This window comes from Granulicella aggregans (assembly GCF_014203275.1).
Classification (GTDB): domain Bacteria; phylum Acidobacteriota; class Terriglobia; order Terriglobales; family Acidobacteriaceae; genus Edaphobacter.
In genome coordinates this window covers 362290-381765 of the sequence record NZ_JACHIP010000001.1, presented here as the reverse complement: position 1 = coordinate 381765, position 19476 = coordinate 362290, and the positions used below count along the sequence as shown (strand labels likewise).

General features: G+C 59.6%; 18 protein-coding genes. 10 read left to right on the top strand and 8 right to left on the bottom strand.

Features of this window, described 5'->3' with window-relative positions; all coding sequences use genetic code 11:
* The first annotated feature begins 109 nt into the window (after nucleotides 1-109).
* Both HDF16_RS01525 and HDF16_RS01520 read left to right on the top strand, forming a co-directional pair.
* On the top strand, nucleotides 110-562 hold the full coding sequence (locus tag HDF16_RS01525; RefSeq protein ID WP_184213410.1) for an SRPBCC family protein: 453 nt from the start codon (nucleotides 110-112) through the stop codon (nucleotides 560-562).
* Nucleotides 543-881: an ArsR/SmtB family transcription factor gene (locus HDF16_RS01520; RefSeq protein WP_184213409.1), complete on the top strand. Its 339-nt coding sequence runs from the start codon at nucleotides 543-545 to the stop codon at nucleotides 879-881. Before HDF16_RS01525 ends, HDF16_RS01520 begins: the two co-directional genes overlap by 20 nt.
* A 23-nt stretch (nucleotides 882-904) precedes the next feature.
* Here HDF16_RS01520 and HDF16_RS01515 read toward each other — a convergent pair whose 3' ends face one another.
* Both HDF16_RS01515 and deoC read right to left on the bottom strand, forming a co-directional pair.
* A complete protein-coding gene (locus HDF16_RS01515) occupies nucleotides 905-2005 on the bottom strand; it encodes an alpha/beta hydrolase (protein ID WP_184213408.1) in 1101 nt (366 codons plus the stop codon).
* A gap of 4 nt (nucleotides 2006-2009) precedes the next feature.
* The gene (gene deoC, locus HDF16_RS01510) at nucleotides 2010-2783 is read right to left on the bottom strand and encodes a deoxyribose-phosphate aldolase (protein WP_184213407.1); all 774 of its coding nucleotides are present in this window, start codon (nucleotides 2781-2783) and stop codon (nucleotides 2010-2012) included.
* 181 nt (nucleotides 2784-2964) lie between these two features.
* Here deoC and HDF16_RS01505 point away from each other — a divergent pair, with 181 nt between their 5' ends.
* The 6 genes from HDF16_RS01505 to HDF16_RS31515 all read left to right on the top strand — a co-directional run bounded on the left by HDF16_RS01505 (nucleotide 2965) and on the right by HDF16_RS31515 (nucleotide 11321).
* Complete coding sequence (locus HDF16_RS01505; RefSeq protein ID WP_348641209.1) at nucleotides 2965-3960, top strand: LLM class flavin-dependent oxidoreductase; 996 nt, start codon at nucleotides 2965-2967, stop codon at nucleotides 3958-3960.
* 47 nt (nucleotides 3961-4007) lie between these two features.
* Complete coding sequence (locus HDF16_RS01500; protein WP_184213405.1) at nucleotides 4008-5039, top strand: purine-nucleoside phosphorylase; 1032 nt, start codon at nucleotides 4008-4010, stop codon at nucleotides 5037-5039.
* A 309-nt stretch (nucleotides 5040-5348) separates the two neighbouring features.
* Entirely contained in the window at nucleotides 5349-6101 is a 753-nt protein-coding gene (locus HDF16_RS01495; protein WP_184213404.1) for a hypothetical protein, read from the top strand.
* Between the two features lie 43 nt (nucleotides 6102-6144).
* On the top strand, nucleotides 6145-7593 hold the full coding sequence (locus HDF16_RS01490) for a DUF4331 family protein (RefSeq protein WP_184213403.1): 1449 nt from the start codon (nucleotides 6145-6147) through the stop codon (nucleotides 7591-7593).
* Nucleotides 7594-7627: 34 nt separating this feature from the next.
* Nucleotides 7628-9004: a tetratricopeptide repeat protein gene (locus HDF16_RS01485; RefSeq protein ID WP_221312419.1), complete on the top strand. Its 1377-nt coding sequence runs from the start codon at nucleotides 7628-7630 to the stop codon at nucleotides 9002-9004.
* 19 nt (nucleotides 9005-9023) lie between these two features.
* Nucleotides 9024-11321 (top strand): sulfite exporter TauE/SafE family protein, encoded by a 2298-nt coding sequence (locus HDF16_RS31515; RefSeq protein ID WP_221312417.1) that lies wholly within the window; start codon nucleotides 9024-9026, stop codon nucleotides 11319-11321.
* 2 nt (nucleotides 11322-11323) lie between these two features.
* On the opposite strand, the gene HDF16_RS01475 is transcribed toward HDF16_RS31515, so the two are convergent.
* The 3 genes from HDF16_RS01475 to HDF16_RS01465 all read right to left on the bottom strand — a co-directional run bounded on the left by HDF16_RS01475 (nucleotide 11324) and on the right by HDF16_RS01465 (nucleotide 13775).
* Nucleotides 11324-11962 carry a CPBP family intramembrane glutamic endopeptidase gene (locus HDF16_RS01475; RefSeq protein ID WP_184213400.1) on the bottom strand — a complete coding sequence of 213 codons (639 nt, stop codon included), beginning with the start codon at nucleotides 11960-11962 and terminating at the stop codon, nucleotides 11324-11326.
* 13 nt (nucleotides 11963-11975) lie between these two features.
* Nucleotides 11976-13283, bottom strand: a complete 1308-nt coding sequence (locus HDF16_RS01470; RefSeq protein ID WP_184213399.1) for an NCS2 family permease — start codon at nucleotides 13281-13283, stop codon at nucleotides 11976-11978.
* Nucleotides 13284-13382: 99 nt separating this feature from the next.
* Complete coding sequence (locus tag HDF16_RS01465; protein ID WP_184213398.1) at nucleotides 13383-13775, bottom strand: hypothetical protein; 393 nt, start codon at nucleotides 13773-13775, stop codon at nucleotides 13383-13385.
* A 198-nt stretch (nucleotides 13776-13973) separates the two neighbouring features.
* Here HDF16_RS01465 and HDF16_RS01460 point away from each other — a divergent pair, with 198 nt between their 5' ends.
* Nucleotides 13974-14480, top strand: a complete 507-nt coding sequence (locus HDF16_RS01460) for a cupin domain-containing protein (RefSeq protein ID WP_184213397.1) — start codon at nucleotides 13974-13976, stop codon at nucleotides 14478-14480.
* 92 nt (nucleotides 14481-14572) lie between these two features.
* Here the strand turns inward: HDF16_RS01460 and HDF16_RS01455 are convergent, their stop codons facing one another.
* The 3 genes from HDF16_RS01455 to purU form a co-directional block, all read right to left on the bottom strand.
* Complete coding sequence (locus HDF16_RS01455) at nucleotides 14573-15070, bottom strand: M15 family metallopeptidase (RefSeq protein WP_184213396.1); 498 nt, start codon at nucleotides 15068-15070, stop codon at nucleotides 14573-14575.
* 114 nt (nucleotides 15071-15184) lie between these two features.
* Nucleotides 15185-16840, bottom strand: a complete 1656-nt coding sequence (locus HDF16_RS01450; protein WP_184213395.1) for a cryptochrome/photolyase family protein — start codon at nucleotides 16838-16840, stop codon at nucleotides 15185-15187.
* A gap of 67 nt (nucleotides 16841-16907) precedes the next feature.
* Entirely contained in the window at nucleotides 16908-17762 is an 855-nt protein-coding gene (purU, locus tag HDF16_RS01445; protein WP_184213394.1) for a formyltetrahydrofolate deformylase, read from the bottom strand.
* A gap of 127 nt (nucleotides 17763-17889) precedes the next feature.
* Between purU and HDF16_RS01440 the strand changes: the two genes are divergently transcribed.
* Nucleotides 17890-19449 (top strand): glycoside hydrolase family 32 protein, encoded by a 1560-nt coding sequence (locus HDF16_RS01440; RefSeq protein ID WP_184213393.1) that lies wholly within the window; start codon nucleotides 17890-17892, stop codon nucleotides 19447-19449.
* Nucleotides 19450-19476 lie beyond the last annotated feature (27 nt).

Genomic DNA, 19476 nt, shown 5'->3' with positions numbered 1-19476 from the left:
AGATAAATCTGGCAATCCCATTTAACAGCTTTTTGGTTGCACATCGCGACGCTGTTCTTTATGCTTTCGAATATGCAACCATTGAGTTGCTTATGCGGAGCATAACTTCATGAATGATCGGATCGAAAAGCGGATTGAGATTTCTGCACCAATATCTCGCGTATGGCTTGCATTGACGGACTCGCGGCAGTTTGGCGAGTGGTTCCTGGTCAGGATTAATGGGCCTTTCTCGGCGGGGCAGCCAATCGGCGGGCAGATCACGCACCCGGGGTATGAGCACGTGCGGCTGGAGATTGTCATCGGGATGATCAATCCTGAGACGTACTTTTCATTCACTTGGCATCCGTATGCGGTCGACCCTAAGGTGGACTACTCGACCGAGGAACCGACGCTAGTGGAGTTTCGTCTTGAGCCGGTTGCGGTGGGGACTTTGCTGACGGTGACCGAGTCCGGCTTTGAGAAAGTGCCCGCAGCGCGGCGAGCAGAGGCATTCCTGCGGAATGACGGTGGATGGGCGCAGCAGATGAAGAATATAGAGGCGTATGTCCACAAAACGATATAGAAGTGAGCGTGAGCGCGCGGCAGTGTTTGCGGCGCTGGGCGATGAGACGCGGCTAGCGCTGCTGACGAAGCTGGCGAGCGGCAGGCGGTATTCGATTGCCGAGTTGACCGAAGGAACGAAGCTGACTCGACAGGCCGTGACCAAGCACCTGCGCGTGCTGGAGAACGTGCGGGTGGTGCATGGCCGGAAAGAAGGCCGAGAGAGTCTCTTCGAGTTCGATTCCAGGCCGGTGATGGAGATGCGGGAGTATCTCGATAAGGTGTCGCAGCAGTGGGACGGAGCGCTGGTACGTCTTAAGGCCTTTGTGGAGGCCGGCTAAGCGCAGTCCAATTTCAGACAGAGTCAGCGCGACGAGGGTTTGTAGTCCTGCCACACATACTCGAGCGCCTCGGCGAGCGTCTGCCGTCGCACCGCCGGGTCTACGTGGCCAGCATCGCGGGCGAAGACGAACTGGTAGTGATATCCCTTTGCAGCCAGTGCTTCAGCCATCTTCTCGTTGGCCAGCACCCAGTCGTGCATGTCGTCGCGCATGATGTTTGGATTCAGCAGATCGCGGTCGCCCACTTCGAGCCATAGCCGAAGCGGTTTGCGTGGTGCGCCGGGGATCAGGTGCTCGTGAAACTCCCATGCGCCGTGCGGGGTTTCGGGCGAATACGGCCACTGCTGATTCAAGTAAGTGCCGGAGTAAGTCAGTACTCGGTGATATAGCTCCGGGTGATACCACGCCATAATTAAAGCGCATGATCCACCGGAGCTTCCGCCCGTGGTGGCGCGGCCATCGGGATCCTTCGTCAGTTTGACATGATACCTGGCTTCGACTTCAGGCAGGACTTCGCTCTCGACAAACTCGGCATAGCGGCCGGACATGGTGTCGTACTCGAGGCCGCGTTCGCTGCCTTGTGCGTCTCCGCCACCGTTGCTGATCGAGATGGCAATCATCGCTGGAACGCGCTTCTGTGCGATTAGGTTATCGAGCACGGTGAAGAGCGTCCGGTCCGGGCCGTCGGCTCCAACGATAAACGGAGCAATGGTTCCGGCCATATACTGCTTCGGAATATAGACCGTCACTTTGCGGCTGTACGGAGCGGGATGGCTGGTGGTGACGATGAGTTTACCCGGTTCCCTCGGGTCGACGATGCCGAAGGTTCCGGGTTCGCGCGCTATGCCGGGGTAGAGCTTGCTGTCGGCAGAGTTCAGGGTGAACTCGGCGATGGTGCCTTGTGGCACGCCGGTCTGAGGCAGGCTTTCGGGGACGCTGGTGTGAGTGGGGCCGAGGATGAAATTTCCATCGGCATGCTTCGGAGGAAGCTGGCCATCCGCGAGTTCGACCGCAGCGGGATATCCCGGAGTAAGCGGGTCGCGTGCGGGCGGCGTGGGCCGGACCTGAGCGAGCGCCACGCCCGCAGCGAATATCACTCCAGCGAACGTGGCGAATTTTACCATGGCGTCAGTATCCGGTCGACGGAGGCGTAGTGGCTGCCTGGCCGCTAAGCTCCGCGATGATTCGAACGCTGGCGCTGGCTCCGATGCGCGTGGCACCCGCGTTCAACATGGCTGTCGCATCAGCCAGCGAGCGGATGCCTCCTGAGGCCTTTACGCCGGCGTGATTTCCAGCGACGCCGCGTAGCAGAGCGATGTCGTCGGTCGTGGCTCCGCCGGTCGAGAAGCCGGTGCTTGTCTTGAGGAAGTCGGCCCCGGCGGAGAGGGCAAGGTCGGAGGCTCGAAGCTTTTCCTCAAAGGTGAGCAGGCAGGTCTCGAGGATCACCTTTACGATTGCTCCGGCAGCGTGAGCGAGATCGACCACGCCGCGAATGTCCTGGCGGACAGCCTCGAAGTCTTCCTTCTGGCCGGACTTGAGCAGGCCGACATTGAGGACCATATCTACATCATGTGCGCCTAGCTTCAACACGCGCACAGTCTCGTCGCGCTTGGAGCTGGAAAGCGTTGCGCCGAGAGGAAAGCCGATGACCACGCCGACGGGAACGCCGGTTCCCGCGAGCGCGTGGACGGCGGTCGAGACCCAGGTGGGGTTGACCATGGCGCAGGCGAAGCGGTGCTCGGCGGCCTCGGCGCAGAGTGTGAGGACTTGAGAGCGTGTCGCTTCGGGCTTCAGCAGGGTGTGATCGAGTACCGCGGCAAGGTTGGCTGGGGAGCTAAGTGTATGGGCGGCAAAGGCTGCGGCGTCGAATGCGGGAAGATCGGAGATAGCAACGGTGTTCAATGGAGCTCCTGCGGGTCGTTCAGTGTTGCGGGGAGGTTAGCACGCCCACGTTCAGGAGACGTGCGTCTACGGCTAAAAGTATGAACTATTCGGAGCCCGGTTGGCGAGGCGTGGGTCGTTCGGCGCGGTGACACATCTATAGAGTGTGGACGAAAACAGTAAACACGGTCTTAAGCTTTCGGTGCTCGATCAATCGCCGGTACCCGAGGGAAGCACGCCCGGACAAGCGCTCGAAAACTCGATTGCACTAGCGCGGAGGGTCGACGAGCTGGGCTATCGGCGTTTCTGGATGTCCGAGCATCATGCGATGGACACGCTGGCGTGTACGGCTCCGGAGATCATGCTGTCCCGGATCGGTGCGGAGACGAAGCGGATAAGGCTTGGGTCTGGCAGAATCATGCTGCCTCACTACTCCGCATTTAAGGTGGCGGAGGTCTTCCGTACGCTGCATGCGCTGTATCCCGGACGAATCGATCTCGGGATTGGCCGCGCTCCGGGTGGTGGGCCGGTGGAATCGCTCGCGTTGAAGCGAGACCGCAAGACGGGTATGGCGGACGACTTTCCGGACCAGGTGAACGAGTTGTTGGCCTATTTAGGAGAGGGATTCCAGGAGCGTCATCCTTTTGCAAAGATGCGGGTTTCGCCCGAGATGCCCGGCGCCCCTGATGTATGGATGCTGGGCTCAAGCATGTGGAGTTCGTCCGCCGCCGCTGGGTTTGGCCTGCCGTATGCGTTTGCCCATTTCTTCAGCCCGGTTCACACGCGTCCGGCGATCGAGGCCTACCAGCGAGGATTTCTGGCCAGCAGGCGTGCAGACGGTCGTGAAGTTCCAGAGGCGACGGTGGCGGTTGGCGTGATCTGCTCGGAGACCGACGAAGAGGCCGACTATCTTGCTTCGAGCGTGCGTGTGCTGCAGCGCCGGATTAGGCTTGGAGATCGCCGCCCCGTCGCATCACCGGAGACGGCGTTGCGCGAGCTGCAGGTCTTTGGCGACATCGCCGTTGAAGAGGGTGAGTGGCCGAGATACTTCGTGGGAACTCCGGCCAGGGTGGGAGAGCGGCTACGGGAGATGGCGGCTGACCTCGGTATCCAAGAACTGATCGTCAATACGATCGCCTGGGACCACGCGGCGCGCATCAGGAGCTACGAGCTGTTGGCGCAGGAGTTCGCGCTTTAGGCTCACGTACACTTAGGGGAAAGAAGACTTTCCCTGGAGCGTGTGCGATGAAACTGCGAGTTTTGTTAGTGGCGGTGGTGTGTCTCTGTGCTGCTGTGTTGCCCGCGCAGGAGAAGCCGTGGCCGATCAAGGTCGTCATCGTCACCACGTTCGAGCCGGGTGAGGACACCGGCGACGCTCCTGGGGAGTTCCAGTACTGGGTAGAACGCGAGCACCTCGACGAGAAGATCGAATTTCCTGGCGGAGTCAGGGCGCTCCGTATTAACAAGTCGCATGACGTGCTCGGCATCGTGACTGGGATGACGCTGTCGAACGCCGGCCCCTCGATGATGGCCCTGGGCCTCGATCCGAGGTTAGACCTCAGCCACGCGTACTTTCTCGTAGCGGGGATTGCTGGCGTCGATCCCAAGGTAGGCTCGATCAGCACGGCAGCCTGGGCCAGCTACGTGGTGGGCGATATCTCTCGACAGATCGACAGCCGCGAGGCTCCCGCAAGCTGGCCGTATGGGATGTTCGTCATCGGAGCTCATGAGCCCAATGTCCTGCCTGCAACGCAGATGTCCAACAACCTGTATGAGTTGAATGGGAAGCTGGCGCACTGGGCGTTTCTCGAGACGAAAGATGTGAAGATTCCCGATAACGCTGCGATGCAGCAGTCACGGGCCGGCTGGACGGGATATCCAAAGGCGAGCGAGCTGCCGGTGGTGCTTGAAGGCGACAGCTTTGCGTCGGACACGTACTGGCACGGCAAGGTGATGACCGGGTATGCCGAGGACTGGGTGAAGCTATGGACTGGCGGTCGCGGCACCTTTGCGATGACTAACATGGAAGACTCGGCGATCGCCGAGGCGATGCAGCGGCTCGACCGGCTGCATCGCGTGGACTACCAGCGGCTGATGGTGCTGCGCGTAGGAAGCAACTACAGCATGCCGCGTCCGGGGAGGACAGCGCTTGAGAGCGTCAGCGCGCCTTACATTAAGTCGACGGCCTTCGAATCGACGTGGCTGGTGGGCAGCACGGTCGTCCATAAATTGGTGACAGAGTGGGACATCTATCGGGAGCAGATTCCCGGAAAATGAACCGCAGATCAATCTGCATGCTGTGGATGAATGGATGGACTGGTTCGGCGTTCCCGCTTTGGACAAAAGCGGACAAAGCCGGACAGCCATCCATTTTTTATGAAATTCCTCCTTTACTTCCCCCACTATTTCCGCAATGATGGCAGGCGTCGCTGCAAGCGTCCCCTTATGCACCGCTCGATCGGGCGAGGTGCCTTTATGCCTTATAGTCTTGCGGCAAAGAAGTCTGGAAATAATTTTCGCCAGCTGAAAACCAGAATTGTTTTTCTCACGTAAGTGAATCAGATTGGAAAACCTATGAGCAGACCCATGAGCAGACTTAAATTTGATCTGGCAGCGAGATGTCTCTGCGCTTCCGCGCTTAGCCTGGTGCTGGTCGCATGCGGTGATTCGGGTTCGTCTACTAAAACGCCGGTCTCCGGTTTGGACGACGTAAGCGGCAACTACGTCTTCCACGCGAGTGGGACTGACTCGAACGACGGGGACTACTCCGTGCTGGGCAGCTTCGTCGCAGATGGAAAAGGGAACATCACCAGTGCCGTCGCGGACTATAACCTGGGTTCGGGTATTGATCCGAATGTTGCGTTGACCGGGACTTATACGGTGACCAGTGGGACCGCAACGATCAACCTTACGGATGGCGGTTCGGTCAAGGATTCCTTCTCGGCAAACCTCGCGGTCTCGGGAACGACGCCGATCCAGAACTTCGACGGTTCAGGCAGCGGGATGCTTTATAAGCAGACCACCTCAGGCTTTGTGACGCCGGGAACGTACAGCTTCTCGGTAACTGGCGAAGGACAGGGAACGATCACTGGCAGCGGGCAGTTTGTTGCCGGGACGGGTGGGACTTTCACCGGTGGCAACCTGACGTTCACCGACGCGCAGACATCGCTTAGCTACCCAACAGTGACCGGCTTCCTGGCGACGCCGATGACGAGCGGTCGCGGACAGGCGGCGCTGGTCGGAAGTAATCTCGCCTACTACGTGGTCGGCCCAAACCAGATTCTCATGCTTGGACTCAATGAGCAGAACCTTCTATATATTCCGGCGACCAAACAATAGACATTTGGAACAACGGCCTGCACTGCGGGCCAATGGGGGAAACATGAAGCACACGAAGAACTGGATGCGCGCAGCGGTAGCTTTTACGGTGATGGCCGGTACGGTCGCTTTCCTGACCCTGGCGCCATCCAGGCAGATGAAGAAAGTCTACGGCTCCGACCATCGCGAGGCGCCAACAGTCGACGGTCTGCCCGAGGGCGACATCACCGACCTGTATTCCTTTACCGATCCGAACGACTCCACGCGCGTCGTCTTCATAGTGAATGTGAACCCGTTCGCTCAGGCAGCTGAAGGCGGAAGCTATGCCTTCTCGCCCGAGATGCTCTACCAGTTCAAGATCGACAACACCGGCGACGCCCGCGAAGACCAGGTCATCCAGATCGTCTTCGACCAGCCCGGCCAGGGGCAGACGGCCTCAGTCTACGGCCCGGCTGTACCCACAACCACAGGAGCTCGCAACACGTTGGTGACCAGCGCGCCCACGGCGACGGGCAAGTTCGGTACCGTCTTCGGCAGCGCAAGTGCGGTGCAGGCTTATGTAGGACTTCGCGACGATCCCTTCGTCTTCGACTTCGCCCAGTTCACCCGTATTCTGAACGGCAGCCAGGACCTCTTCCGTGCGGTTGGCCCCTTCCGCGGTCGCCCCGTTCGCGCCGATGGAACCAGCGGCGTCGACACCTTCGCCGGCTTCAACGTCACCTCCATCGCAGTCTCGGTGCCGAAGGCGATGTTGCGCGGAAGCACCTCCAAGATCAACGTCTGGGCGACGGTGAGCAAGCTGGTTCCCACCCGCCACGGTCAGAACACCTATGATCAGTTCGAGCGGATGGGTCAGCAGGCGATTGCGACCGTCTTCGTCCCGGCCGCTCAGCGTGACGCGTTCAACTTCGCAATCCCTGAGAATGACGTTGCCGCCTATTCCAGCCTGATCCCGGATGCTCTGACGACCACCGATAACGACGGCACCGGCAACACCACTGCTGGACGCGCAGCCCTGCTACAAGCTGAGGGTGTCGCCGCCCTTCCAAACGGAGCTCCGTTGCTTCTCGGTACGAACTTCGGCAACACCAGCAAGGACCTGCTGCGCATCGCTCTGCTGCCGGATGTGCAACGTCTCGACCTTGATATTCCCTACGGTACGCTCGCTATCGGCCAGTTCGGCCTTCAGAACGGTCGGCCGCTGGACTACTCGACCATCGATGTTCCTTTTCAGCTCATCCGTCAACTTGCCGACGTTCAGTTCCCGTCGGGCGTCACAGGTGGCGGCACAGCTACAGGCAGGGCGGCTCTGAACTGCACCGCCTTCCCGCAATGCCAGGACCGTCGCGTTCTCGTGGTGCTGCAGGGCACACAGTTCATCAAGCCCGACAACACCATCGTCAACTATCTCGATGGCAATGACTATCCGTTCCTCGCGACCTTCCCGTATATCCCTGCACCGCATCCGCTTCCAGGAGCCGCAGGGACGATCGATTACCCGACGCAGCAGTAGAATTGTGTCGAGCAATTGATCACGGGGATTTGGTATGAAACAACATGCTTCGATGATCCAAACGAGGGCCTTCCTGAAGGCCCTCGTTGTTTTCCTGGCAATATCTTCTGCTGCATTTGCACAGGAAAAGCCCCTTTCGGCGGATAAAGCCTCCGATGCTCGGATCCGCTTCTGGCAGATGCAGGTAGCGCGTGATATCGAATACTGGGGCAGCTACAACGAGCTTGCCGCCGCTTATGCGCAGAAGGCGCGCGAGACCGGCGATATCAGCTACTTCCAACTCGCCGAAGGGTCGCTTGAACAATCTCTGAAGTTCGAATCGACGCACAAAGAAGCGGCGCCGGCTTTCGCGCAACTGGCGACGGTACATCTCTCAGAGCACAAGTTCCGCGAGGCAGGAGAGGACGCCGAGAAGGCCATCAAGCTGCTGCCTACCGACCTCGCGGCATATCCCTATGCTGGCGACGCTCAGCTCGAGCAGGGCAACTACGAAGCGGCGCAGAAGTTCTATGACTACGTAAAACCTCCCGAAGATGGCACGCAGCATCCGGGGATCGAGTTTCTGGCGGCAAGTCACGGCGCCGGTCTGCACTGGATCAAGGGAGATACGTCGAAGGCATTTGACGACCTCGAGCGCGCGATCGTACTTGGGCAGGAGATGCACATGCCCGCCGAGAACCTTGCCTGGACGGAGTTCATGCTGGGGGAGCAGAGCTTCCAATTAGGCGATCTTGCCAAGGCGGAGGAGCGCGAGACAAACTCTCTGCGCGACTTCCCGAAGTATCATCGGGCGCTGGCCGCGATGGGCCAGATCCGCGCCGCGCAGGGGAGATTTCCCGAGGCGATAGACTTCTACAAGCAGGCGATCGCGATCATCCCGCTTCCGCTTTATCTCGCGGCCTTGGGGGATGTGTACACCGTAAGCGGCGACAAGACGAACGCCGAGAAACAATACGCGACGGTGGAGTTCATCGGCCGTTTGAACGAGATCAACCAGCAGGTCTACAACCGTGAGCTGGCGCTGTTTTATGCTGACCATGATCGCCAACTTCCCGAAGCCCTGAAGTTGGCGCGCAAGGAGTTCGATGTGCGGCATGATGTCTATACATCCGATGCGTTGGCGTGGGCGTTGTTGAAGAATGGACAGACGCAGGATGCGAAGCAGGAGATCGAGCGCGCGATGCGGATGGGGACGAAGGACGCGATCATGGAGTATCACGCAGGCATGATCTACGCAGCCGCGGGCGACAAGGCGAAGGCATCGGAGCATTTGGAGCGCGCGCTTGCGATCAGTCCACGGTTCCACGTTCTCTTTGCTCCGCAGGCGCAGAAGACGATTGCGGCATTGAAGGCCGAAAGCCAGACAACCGCAGGGATGGATGCAGGAAGAGATCATGCGAAGCAGAACTAGAATTCGGACGAGCGCGCTTGTGTCCCGTGCTGCAGCGCTCGTGCTGATGATGGTTTGGGCGGGGTCGTGCCTGGCCCATCCCATGGGCAACTTCAGCATCAATCACTACTCCGGCATCCACATCGAGCGCGACGCGATTGAAGTGCGTTACATCATCGACATCGCCGAAATCCCGACCTACCAGGAGATTCAGAACGCGGGCATCTCGGCTCGTGCGGACGATCCGGCGTTGCGACCTTATCTTGCACAGCAGGCTGCGGCGTGGGAGAAAGGGCTTCGGCTGGCAGTGAATGGCGAGGCCGTGAAGCTATCACTGGGCAAGCCGAGCGTGATCTTTCCGCCGGGCGCGGGCGGTCTGCCGACGATGAAGATCGGCGTGGTCTATCGCGGCAAGGTTGCTGCAGGCGACGGTCATCTTCGGCTACATTACTCCGATGGCAACTACGAGGGACATGCGGGCTGGAAGGAGATCGTCGTTACCACCGGCAGCGGCATCACGCTCGAAGGTCCGCAGCCGTTCAAGGTTGATCGCAGCGCGCAGCTAACCGACTATCCGACGAATCTGCTGAATAGCCCTCCGCAGGACCTTGAGGCGGAGTTCAACTACTCGGTCGCAGCGCCTCTTATCGCCGAGAGCAAGCCTATAACTCCATCCGTGGCCTCGGCATCGGCAAAGCAGTCGTCGGCCAACACTGACGCGATCGTGAAGCCAGCGCCAGCGCAGCCTTCCGCACTCGCGCCGGTCGTAGCCGCGCCCGAGCCGGATTTAAAGCTGCAGGCGAATAAGCAGGCCACCCCGCGCAACAAGTTCACTGAACTAATGACGAGACCAGGGTTGGGGCTGGGCTTTTTGCTCACGGCTGCGTTTCTCGCGGCCGGGCTTGGAGCGATGCATGCTCTCGAGCCGGGCCACGGAAAGACCATCGTCGCCGCTTACCTCGTCGGTTCGCGCGGCAAGACTAGGCATGCGGTCGGCCTTGGCGTGCTGGTAACTGCTGCGCATACAGCTGGGGTGTATCTGCTCGGAGCGGTGGTGCTCTATGCGTCGAAGTACGTCATCCCGGAACAGATCTATCCCTGGCTAAGCATCTTCTCCGGGCTGGTTATCGCAGTGATGGCGGTCTACATGCTCCTGCGTGCGTGGACAGGTGTCAGCGAGCCCGACCAGGATGCGGACGGCGTGATGCACTCACACTGGTACTCGAAGAAGCGCGACGACGTGCAAGCTACAAGTGACAAGACCGTCTCCCTGAAGCAACTCCTGCTGCTGGGGATCACCGGCGGCATCATTCCATGCCCGGCGGCACTGGTAGTTTTGCTGAGCGCGGTCTCGTTGCATCGCATCGGCCTGGGACTCTTCCTGATCGTCTGCTTCAGCCTCGGCCTCGCGATCGTGCTCATCGCGATTGGCATTGCTATGGTTCGCGCGCGCACGCTGCTTTCGCAATGGAAGAGCGATTCCCCGTGGATTCAGCGGTACATCCCGATGGCCTCTGCCTCGGCGATGCTCATCGCGGGCCTGGCGATTGCCGCCACTGCACTTCCGGCGACTGGCATCTCCTTCCACTGGAGCTCGCTTACGGATGGGCACGCGGGATCGTTCGTCGCGATCGTCGCTTTGGGCCTGGTGCTAGGGATGCGGCATTCGACTGACCCCGACCATGTCGTCGCCGTCTCGACCATCGTCAGCCGCGAGCGATCAGTGAAACAGGGCGCGATCATCGGCATGATGTGGGGCTTTGGGCACACGCTGACCATCTTCATCGTTGGCGCGGCGATCATCCTTTTCAACCTCACCATCCCGCCGCGCATCGGTCTCTCGATGGAGATGGCAGTTGCCGCGATGCTTATTCTGCTGGGCGTCCTGAACCTTACAGGCGTGCTGCGGAGATTGACGGAGCGGTTCACCCCGGCGCCTAAGAATGATGTGCTTATGGATGGCGCGGCTCCATCTTCAGGGGCGATCGGGCGTCTAGTTTCACGCTTCGGCTACTATCACCTGCTAAGGCCGCTGGCCATCGGCCTGGTGCATGGGCTTGCGGGTTCAGCAGCTGTTGCGCTGTTGGTGCTATCGATGATTCACAGTCCAGCGTGGGCCATTGCTTATCTCGTCATCTTTGGCCTGGGAACCGTCGCTGGCATGATGCTGATGACCACCGTAATGGCGATTCCGGTCGCACTCACCACGAATGGATCGATGAAAGTCCTAACGACGGCTTCGGGTCTGGTCAGCGTCTGCTTCGGCCTCTTCCTTGTCTATCACCTCGGCTTCGTGGATGGCCTGTTCACCAGCCACGTCCACTGGACTCCGGAGTAGCGTCACTGTAGCTGCGCTCGCCCGTGATAGAAGAAGTCCCCCAGACCCACAGTGAACAGCCAACAGCCGTAGAGCGCGTGCTCGACCGACGAGGTAAGCAGGCTGTTCGTCACACGGTAGCGCCAAGCGAAGATCAGGCCTCCAAAAAACGTCAGCGTTACCGCGATCGGGTTCTGATAGACGATGTGCATGAAGCTGAAAGCTGTGGCGCTTGCCAGGATCAGCGTCCACTCCGAACTGAGCAGCGAGTTATAGCGGTGCATCAGAAAGCTACGGTAGATGACGCCCTGCGGGTAGACGGAGAGGATGGGATAAAAGACCATCAACGTCGCCCACACTCGTGGCTTTGCGCGGACTAAGTTGAAGAGCAGGTCGGGCGCGAAGAGCCTGACTCCCACATAGAGCAACAGCGAACCTGTCAGGAAGAGCGCGATGATGGAGACGAATTGTGCCGCGAACGGATGGGGATTCCACAGTCGCGACCTGTCGAAGGTTGCATCACGCCGAAGCTGCCAGTAGCAGTAGAGCGCCACTATCCATAGCACCGGCAGCGCGGGGACCGTCCAAGGTGCGAATCGGTAGGCGAGTGGCATCGCCACGAACAGTACAAGAAACTCCGTGATGAGCGCGGCTGGCGGCATACAGTCTCCGTGCTCAGTGTTTGGCGACGTAGACGAACCGCAGCGCGAAGAGCGTCGCGAGGATGTAGAGCATCCAGTCCTTCTTGCGGGCGCGACCTGTAAGAATCTGCAGTGCGGCGTAGCTGGTCAAACCGAAACTCAGTCCGTCTGCAATGGAATATGTAAGCGGAATGGTTACAAGTGTGAGGAACGCCGGAATGGCAATCGTAGGCTCGTGCCACTCGATAGTGCCGACGCCCGCCAGCATCAGGCCGCCGACGATGATCAGAGCGGGTGAGGTAGCGAAGGTCGGAATCGCCCCGACCAGAGGAGCGACGAACATCGCGACGAGGAAGAGCAGGCCGGTGACGATGGCCGTAACGCCGGTGCGCCCGCCCTCCGCGACTCCAGCAGCCGACTCGATATAGCTGGTCACGGTGCTGGTACCGGAGAGTGCGCCGAAGACCGTAGCGCTGGCATCGGCGAAGAAGATGCGTTCGAGCCGGGGAATGGTGTGGTCCTTCGACATCAGGCCCGCGCGCTCTGCCACTGCGACGAGAGTGCCGATGTTGTCGAAGAGATCGACGAAGAGGAAGACGAAGATGATCTCGAGTGCTCCATGTTGCAGCGCTCCACGAACATCGAGATGGAAGGCCGTAGCCCTGATCGCGGAGATACTGTACGGCATCGGTTGCCAGTGAACACGGTGGAGCGCGATGCCCAGCAGCAGGGTCCCCAGGATGCCGATCAGCATCGACGCTTTCACGCGGAGCACCTGCAGGACGGCGATGAGCATGATGCCGAACAGCGCGAGCGCCGTTTCGGGGGAACTCATATTGCCTAGGGTCACGGTCGTCGCGGGACTGGGCACGATGATGTTCGCGTTCCGCAGACCGACGAAGGCAATGAAGAGTCCGATACCTCCGGCGACCGCAGCGTGAAGCTGGTGTGGGATGGATTCAAGCAGCTTCTGTCTGACGCCGGTGAACGTAAGCGCGAGAAAGATCAGTCCGGAGAGCAGGACTGCGCCGAGCGCCGCTTCCCAGCTGATGCCCATCTTCATCACGACCGTGTACGTGAAGTAGGCGTTCAGCCCCATGCCCGGCGCAAGTGCCAGCGGGTAGTTCGCGACAGCTCCCATCAGAATGCTGCCGAAGGCAGCGCACAGGCAGGTTGCGGCGGTGACGGCGGCGAGCGGCATCCCGGTCTGCGAGAGGATACTGGGGTTCACGAAGATGATGTACGCCATCGTGATGAAGGTGGTCAGGCCGGCGAGGGACTCGGTGCGCCAGTTGGTGTTCAGCCGTTCAAAGCCGAAGTAGCGTTCGAGGGATTGGCGCATTAAGGGCAGGTCTCTCGCGTGGAAATAAATTTGTAGTGATTAATTCAAGAATAGAGCATTTCGCGAGCCAGCGACGGATGGCTGCACAGCAGCTGGCCGCTACGCGCCGCCGACCCGGTCAACATGCGCGACGGTCTTGGCGAGCCGCGCCTGGCCGTGTTGCGCATAGCGTGTCTCCACGCGGACGTAGATGTGCTCGATGCGGCTGACGCGATACGCAGCATGCTGGGTTGGCGAAGCGTCTCCAGGCAGCAGGACGATGTCTCCGGGCTCGGGCAGCGTGTGCAGCGTCTCGAGCGGCACCAGATTGACGGTGGTGCCGTCTTCAAGGTTGAACTCCAGGCAGTTCTCGCTGTAGCTCAACCCCGCGCGGGCCTGCTTCGCCTCCTCGCGGGCCTTCCAGGACTGGTAGTAAGTTCCAACGAGTGTGGGGAGACCGACCAGAAAGCTGAAGAGACTTGTATAGGGTGATAGCGAGGTGACGGGAATCATGGATAGTTTCCTATTGCGATTGCTGAAGAGCGTGTTACCGGAGCGGTGAACGAGGATGCGAGGACTAGGCTTGCCGGTTCACAAGACATCTTCATTGCTGGAAGGTTCGTTTTGCAGGCTTTGCTGCTCATACGGGGTGAGAGCTTGCATGGGATAGTGGAAGGATAACTTAGGTTTAAGGATTCGTATGGAGATTCGATGACTGCAGTGGAAGTGAAAGACCTATTGGGGCTGAAGCCTCATCCCCAGGAGGGCGGCTGGTACGTGCGAACGTACGAGTCGGCAGAGACGGTGCCCGCAACAAACTTCGTCGATGGCCGATACGACGGCCCGCGCAGGATGTCGACCGCGATCTACTATCTGCTGGAACCGGAGACGTTCAGCGAGATGCACTTGTTGCAGTCCGACGAGATCTTTCACTTCTACGCGGGCGACGCGCTGGAGATGCTGCAGCTCTTTGCAGATGGCACGGGCAAGCGAGTCGTTATCGGCAATGACTTTGTTGCTGGCGAGCGACCGCAGGTGTTAGTGGAGCGCGGTGTTTGGCAGGGATCGCGGCTGGTGCCTGGCGGAAGGTGGGCGCTGCTGGGGTGCACCGTCAGTCCCGGATTTGAGTTTGTCGACTACACAGAAGGCAAGCAGGCGGAGCTGACGGAACGATGGCCTGAGTGGGCGGAGTTGATTTCCGGGTTGACGAAGGTGTGAAGCGGTTCGAGCTCCGCACGAATGTCCCACCCATGCGATGAAACTGCATGGATGGGCACCCGGACTGCGTAGGAGCGTTTGTTCCAGGTGAACTAGACGGCGTAAGCGCCTGTCGTAGCCTTATCCCAGATCGCGCTGAGATCTGCGGGACCAGCCCCGTAGTCGGTGCGCATAGCGATTGAGGGAGATGCAGGAAGCTCGGTGAGCTGAAAGTGGTCGAAGTCTCCCAGCGATCCCTTCCAGTCTCCGCCCCACTCCAGTCCCTGCGCTTTCATGGCGGCGACCATGTGCTGAAACTGCGGCGTGGAGGCGTTCCAGTTGACTTGCCCGCTATTTCCCGTCGTGTAGGGAACGATATCCGCGGCGAGCCCGTAGTTGTGCATCGACTGGCCAGCCTTAGCGTTGGTCACAATTTTCCCGGTTGTCGTGCGGCCCTGCGCGTAGAGCGCATTCTGCTCGTCTGCCGAACGCAGCCCGGAGACGACAAGGATGAAGGTTCCGTCGGCGTTCAGCGCGTCCGACGCGGCGCGAACCTTGGTGGCAAACTCAGGACAGACACTGCTGAGGGCGGTTTCACTGCGGGGGTCCATGGACTCTCCTGTTTCCATTGAGATAGCTGCGGGGCCTAAAGTCAGCCAAAGAGATTTTCTTCAGCGGACTATTGTGTGTCAGAGTAGGCGATCGTGTCACCTCATTTGCAAACGTCAATATTCCAGGTGCGGAAGCTGCTGAAGCTCGTCAATTGCCTTCTGTGCGCGGGCGCGGAGCTGCACCAGTTCGATCGGGGATTTTTTGCGCAGCGTGGTATATGGCATCTGCAGGCGGAAGTTGTTTCCAAGCACGGATTCATTGCGCTCAAGGAAGGTCCAGTAGAGCGCGGTGAAGGGACACGAGCCTTCACCCGTGGAGCGTTTGGGGTCGTACTGGCAGTGGCCGCAGAAGTTCGACATCTTGTTGATGTACGCGGCTCCGGAGACGTAGGGCTTGGTTGCCGTTAGTCCGCCATCGGCATAGGTGGCCATGCCGAGAACGTTCGTCTCGACTACCCAGTCATAGGCGTCGACGTAGGCGAACCAGAACCAGTCGGTGAGCTGACGCGGGGAAAAGCCGCCGAGCGTGGCGAGATTTGAGAGCACCATAAGCCGCGTGATGTGGTGCGACCATCCCTCCTCTATGACCTGAGCAACCACGGTATCGAGGCAGTGCAGGCCTGATTTGACGCCCCAGTATGCCGCCGGAAGTGGCAAAGAGGCAGACAGGGCAGAGGGTGTGGCACCGGCATAGACATCTCGCGACGGCTTTGACCCTGCTTCCTGAGCCACAGTGCCGGCAAGCAGACGATATCCATCTGTCTGCTGGTGCAGATGCCGCATGAACTCGCGCCATCCAAGGATCTGGCGAATAAATCCCTCGGCGCTGGCGAGCGGGATGAGGCCCTCCGCGCAGGCCGCTTCCACATCGGCGGTCATCTGTGACGGCAGTAGACGTCCGAGATTGATGAGTCCCGAAAGGCGGCTGTGGAAGAGCTGAAGTTCGTCGTCGCGCATCGCATCTTCGTAGGGGCCGAAGTGGGGCAGCAGATGCTCGAGTGCAAATGCCCATGCTAGGTCAGCATCCTGCTGCGTTACAGGTGAGTTGAAGTTTGAGATCAAACCGAAGTGGTGCGGGTAGGTCTGCTCGACAAGTGTGATGACTTCATTTGTAACTTCATCAGGAGCAAACACGGGTGGCTGAGGAATGAGCGGCAGGCCCTTGTAAGGCTTACGGTTTTCGGCGTCGAAGGAGAACTTTCCACCTCGCGGCTTGCCCTTGTCCATCAAAATCCCCGTCTTCTGCCGCTGGGTCCGATAGAAGCGGTCCATCACATAGGAGCGGCCCGATTTATAGGGCCCGAAGACGCTAAGGAAGTCTTCGATGGTAGACAGCCAGGTCGTATCGGGAGCGAGCTTGATCTTGAGACCGTCCAGAATTGCCGCTTCGATGTCGAGTCGAAGCTCACGCTCCGCAGGCTGCATCATGGACAGTTCGGGAAGCGGGAGACTTCGCTGCAACTCGAGCAAGGCCCGCGCGTGGCTCTCTTCAGAGAACTGGTAGATCACCTTGCAGCCGCGAGCCGCCTGTTCAAGTGCAAAGTGGCGCATGTTGCTGATGAGCAGGACGAGCTTCTTCTTGTGATAGGGACGGCGGTGGGCCTTCGCGGTGGACTCAACGATGACGATCCCGGTCGCAGAGGCTGGCTGCTCGGTGAGCGGCCCGGTGCGATCGGTGAAACGGTCGTATGGAACGTAGATCCACCGGCGGTCTTTCAGGTCCTGCGGAGTGGGGTAGGCGAGGCGAATCTGTTCGGCGAAGATGGCCATCTTCTAAGGCTATCGACTGCCAAAGCGTGAGTATCGTGCGATGAACATTTCGCGCGCGGCTTTCAGTCTAGGAAAAGATCACGGTTTTGTTCGCATACGAAAGGATGCGGTGGGCGAGATGCCAGCGAACGCCACGCGAGAGCACGAGGCGCTCGAGATCGCGGCCCTTCTGGATGAGGTCGGGCAACTGGTCGCTCTGGGCGACGCGGGTGACGTCCTGTTCGATGATCGGCCCTTCGTCCAGCTCTTCGGTGACGTAGTGGCTGGTCGCGCCGATTAGCTTGACGCCGCGCGCGAAGGCCGCGTGGTAAGGCTTCGCCCCGGTAAAGGCAGGGAGGAATGAGTGATGAACGTTGATGATCCGGAGCGGATGGGCTTCGACAAAGCGCGGCGACAAGATCTGCATGTATCGGGCGAGCACGATGAGGTCGATGTTATTAGCGGCGAGTAGTTCAAGGTGCTGCACTTCGACGGCCTGCCGGGTAGCCGGCGTAACGGGCGTGAAGTGGAACGGAACTCCATAAAACTCGGCCAGCGGACGTGCACTCTCATGGTTACTGACGATCAGCGCAAGCTCGCAGGGCAACTCGCCGGTCTGGTGACGATGCAGCAGGTCGGCGAGGCAGTGCAAGTAGTGAGAAACGAAGATGGCGACCTTCTGTGGCCGGGCCGGGAAGGTGATCTTCCAGTTGAGGTTCATCGACGTGGCCAGGGGAGCGAAGAGAGCGCGGAACTGCGCGTCATCGCAGGGGAGTTCCGTCTCGAACTCCACGCGCATGAAGAAGAGGCCGAGCGCGGCATCCTGGTGCTGGTCTGCGTTCAGGACGTTGGCGTCGTAATTGTCGACGAGGAAGTTCGCGATGGCCGCGACGAGGCCTTTGCGGTCAGGACAATCGATGAGCAGAACGGCAGTGGTCGGCATAGTGAGTTCGTAGAAGTTTACAGGACAAGTATTACGTCGCCTGTATAGCAACCTGCTTGACAGTTTGTGTGCGAGTGAAAGACCCTTTGGCTTGCTGGCCTTCGCTCGGCGGCAGAGGAGCGAGTCTATGAAGAGTTCCGATCCGATTCAAGGTAGGTCGCTCAGCCGTCGCAGGCTGCTCGCATCCGCGGCAGCCTCTGCCGCCGCGAGTCTTTTTCCGCGCTGGGCAATGGCAGAGGACTCCGCTGCCAATATCGCCACCGATCCGCGCCGACCCCAGTTCCATCTGCTTCCGGCAAAGAACTGGATGAACGATCCCAATGGGCCCGTCTACTTCAATGGAAAATACCACATGTTCTGCCAGTTCAATCCGCTGGCCGCGGTGTGGGGAGACATGAGCTGGTACCACTCCGAAAGCCCCGACATGCTGCACTGGAACCATAAACCGCTGGCGATGACGCCTACGCCAGGCAGCCCGGATGAGTACGGATGCTTCTCAGGTTCAGCGATCAAGGTGGGCAAGCGTGTGTACCAGGTGTACACCGGCACGAAGCTCTCATCGCCGGAGCTCGCGACCATTCGCGATGGCGAGAACAAGATCCAGGAGTCGCAGTGCATCGCGTGGTCGGATGATCCCGCGTTGGTGAAGTGGACGAAGCTTCCGGAGCCGATCATCCCGCTGCCGCCGCCGGGGATGAAGATCACGGGCTTTCGCGATCCTTCGGCGTGGAAGCAGGGCGACTGGTACTACATGACCGTGGGCTCCGGCGAGGCTGAAGTGGGCGGCTGCGTGCTGCTCTATCGCACGAAGAACCTTGTTGACCCGAAGTCATGGGAGTACATGCACAAGCTGACCAGCGGCGAGTGGACCGGCAAGAAGACGGCTAACCCCTGCGACGACGGCGAGATGTGGGAGTGCCCGGACTTCTTTGCGCTCGATGGCGGCCATGTGTTGATTTATTCGACGCTGGGTAAAGTTATCTGGGAGTCGGGCCACCTTGACGAAGCGACGATGACCTTCACGAAGAAAAAGACCGGAGAACTCGACCTCGGTGCGTTCTACGCGCCAAAGACGCAACTCGATGCGAAGGGACGAAGAATCCTGTGGGGATGGATTCAGGAGAAGCGCAGCGACGCTGAGATGAAAGTCGCGGGTTGGTCGGGAATGATGAGCCTGCCGCGAGTGTTGAGTTTGGATGTGGATGGAACGCTGCGGGTTAGAGTCCTGCCCGAGGCCGTGGGTTTACGGGCCGGAACATTGCCCTCCAAAGGATTGGAGGTTGGACAGAAAGACACGCCCGTGTTTCTGACTATGTTGCCAAAGGCTTCGGGTGAGGTTCTCTGCGTTGGCCGCAAGGGTGCGCGTATGGAATTCACCATCAATATGAAGAGCGAAGAGATTCTGAAGGCGACCTATACGCCGGAGACTCACAAGTTCGTGGTCGACAGCAAAGAGGTTCAGCTTGAAGCTTCTGACGAGCCCTCGCTGCACGCCTACGTCGATGGTTCCGTGATTGAGCTGATCATCAGCGAGCGCATTGGTTACACGAAGCGTTTCTACTATCCGGATTCGACTGCGCCGGACATCGGCGTAGGAGCGACCGGCACGGCAGACATAAAGTTGGCCGGATGGAAGGTTGGGCCGATCTCGAAGGACCGGCTAACCACACCGATTTTTACAATCTAAACTAGCCGGATGGGAGTGCGGGCTGGC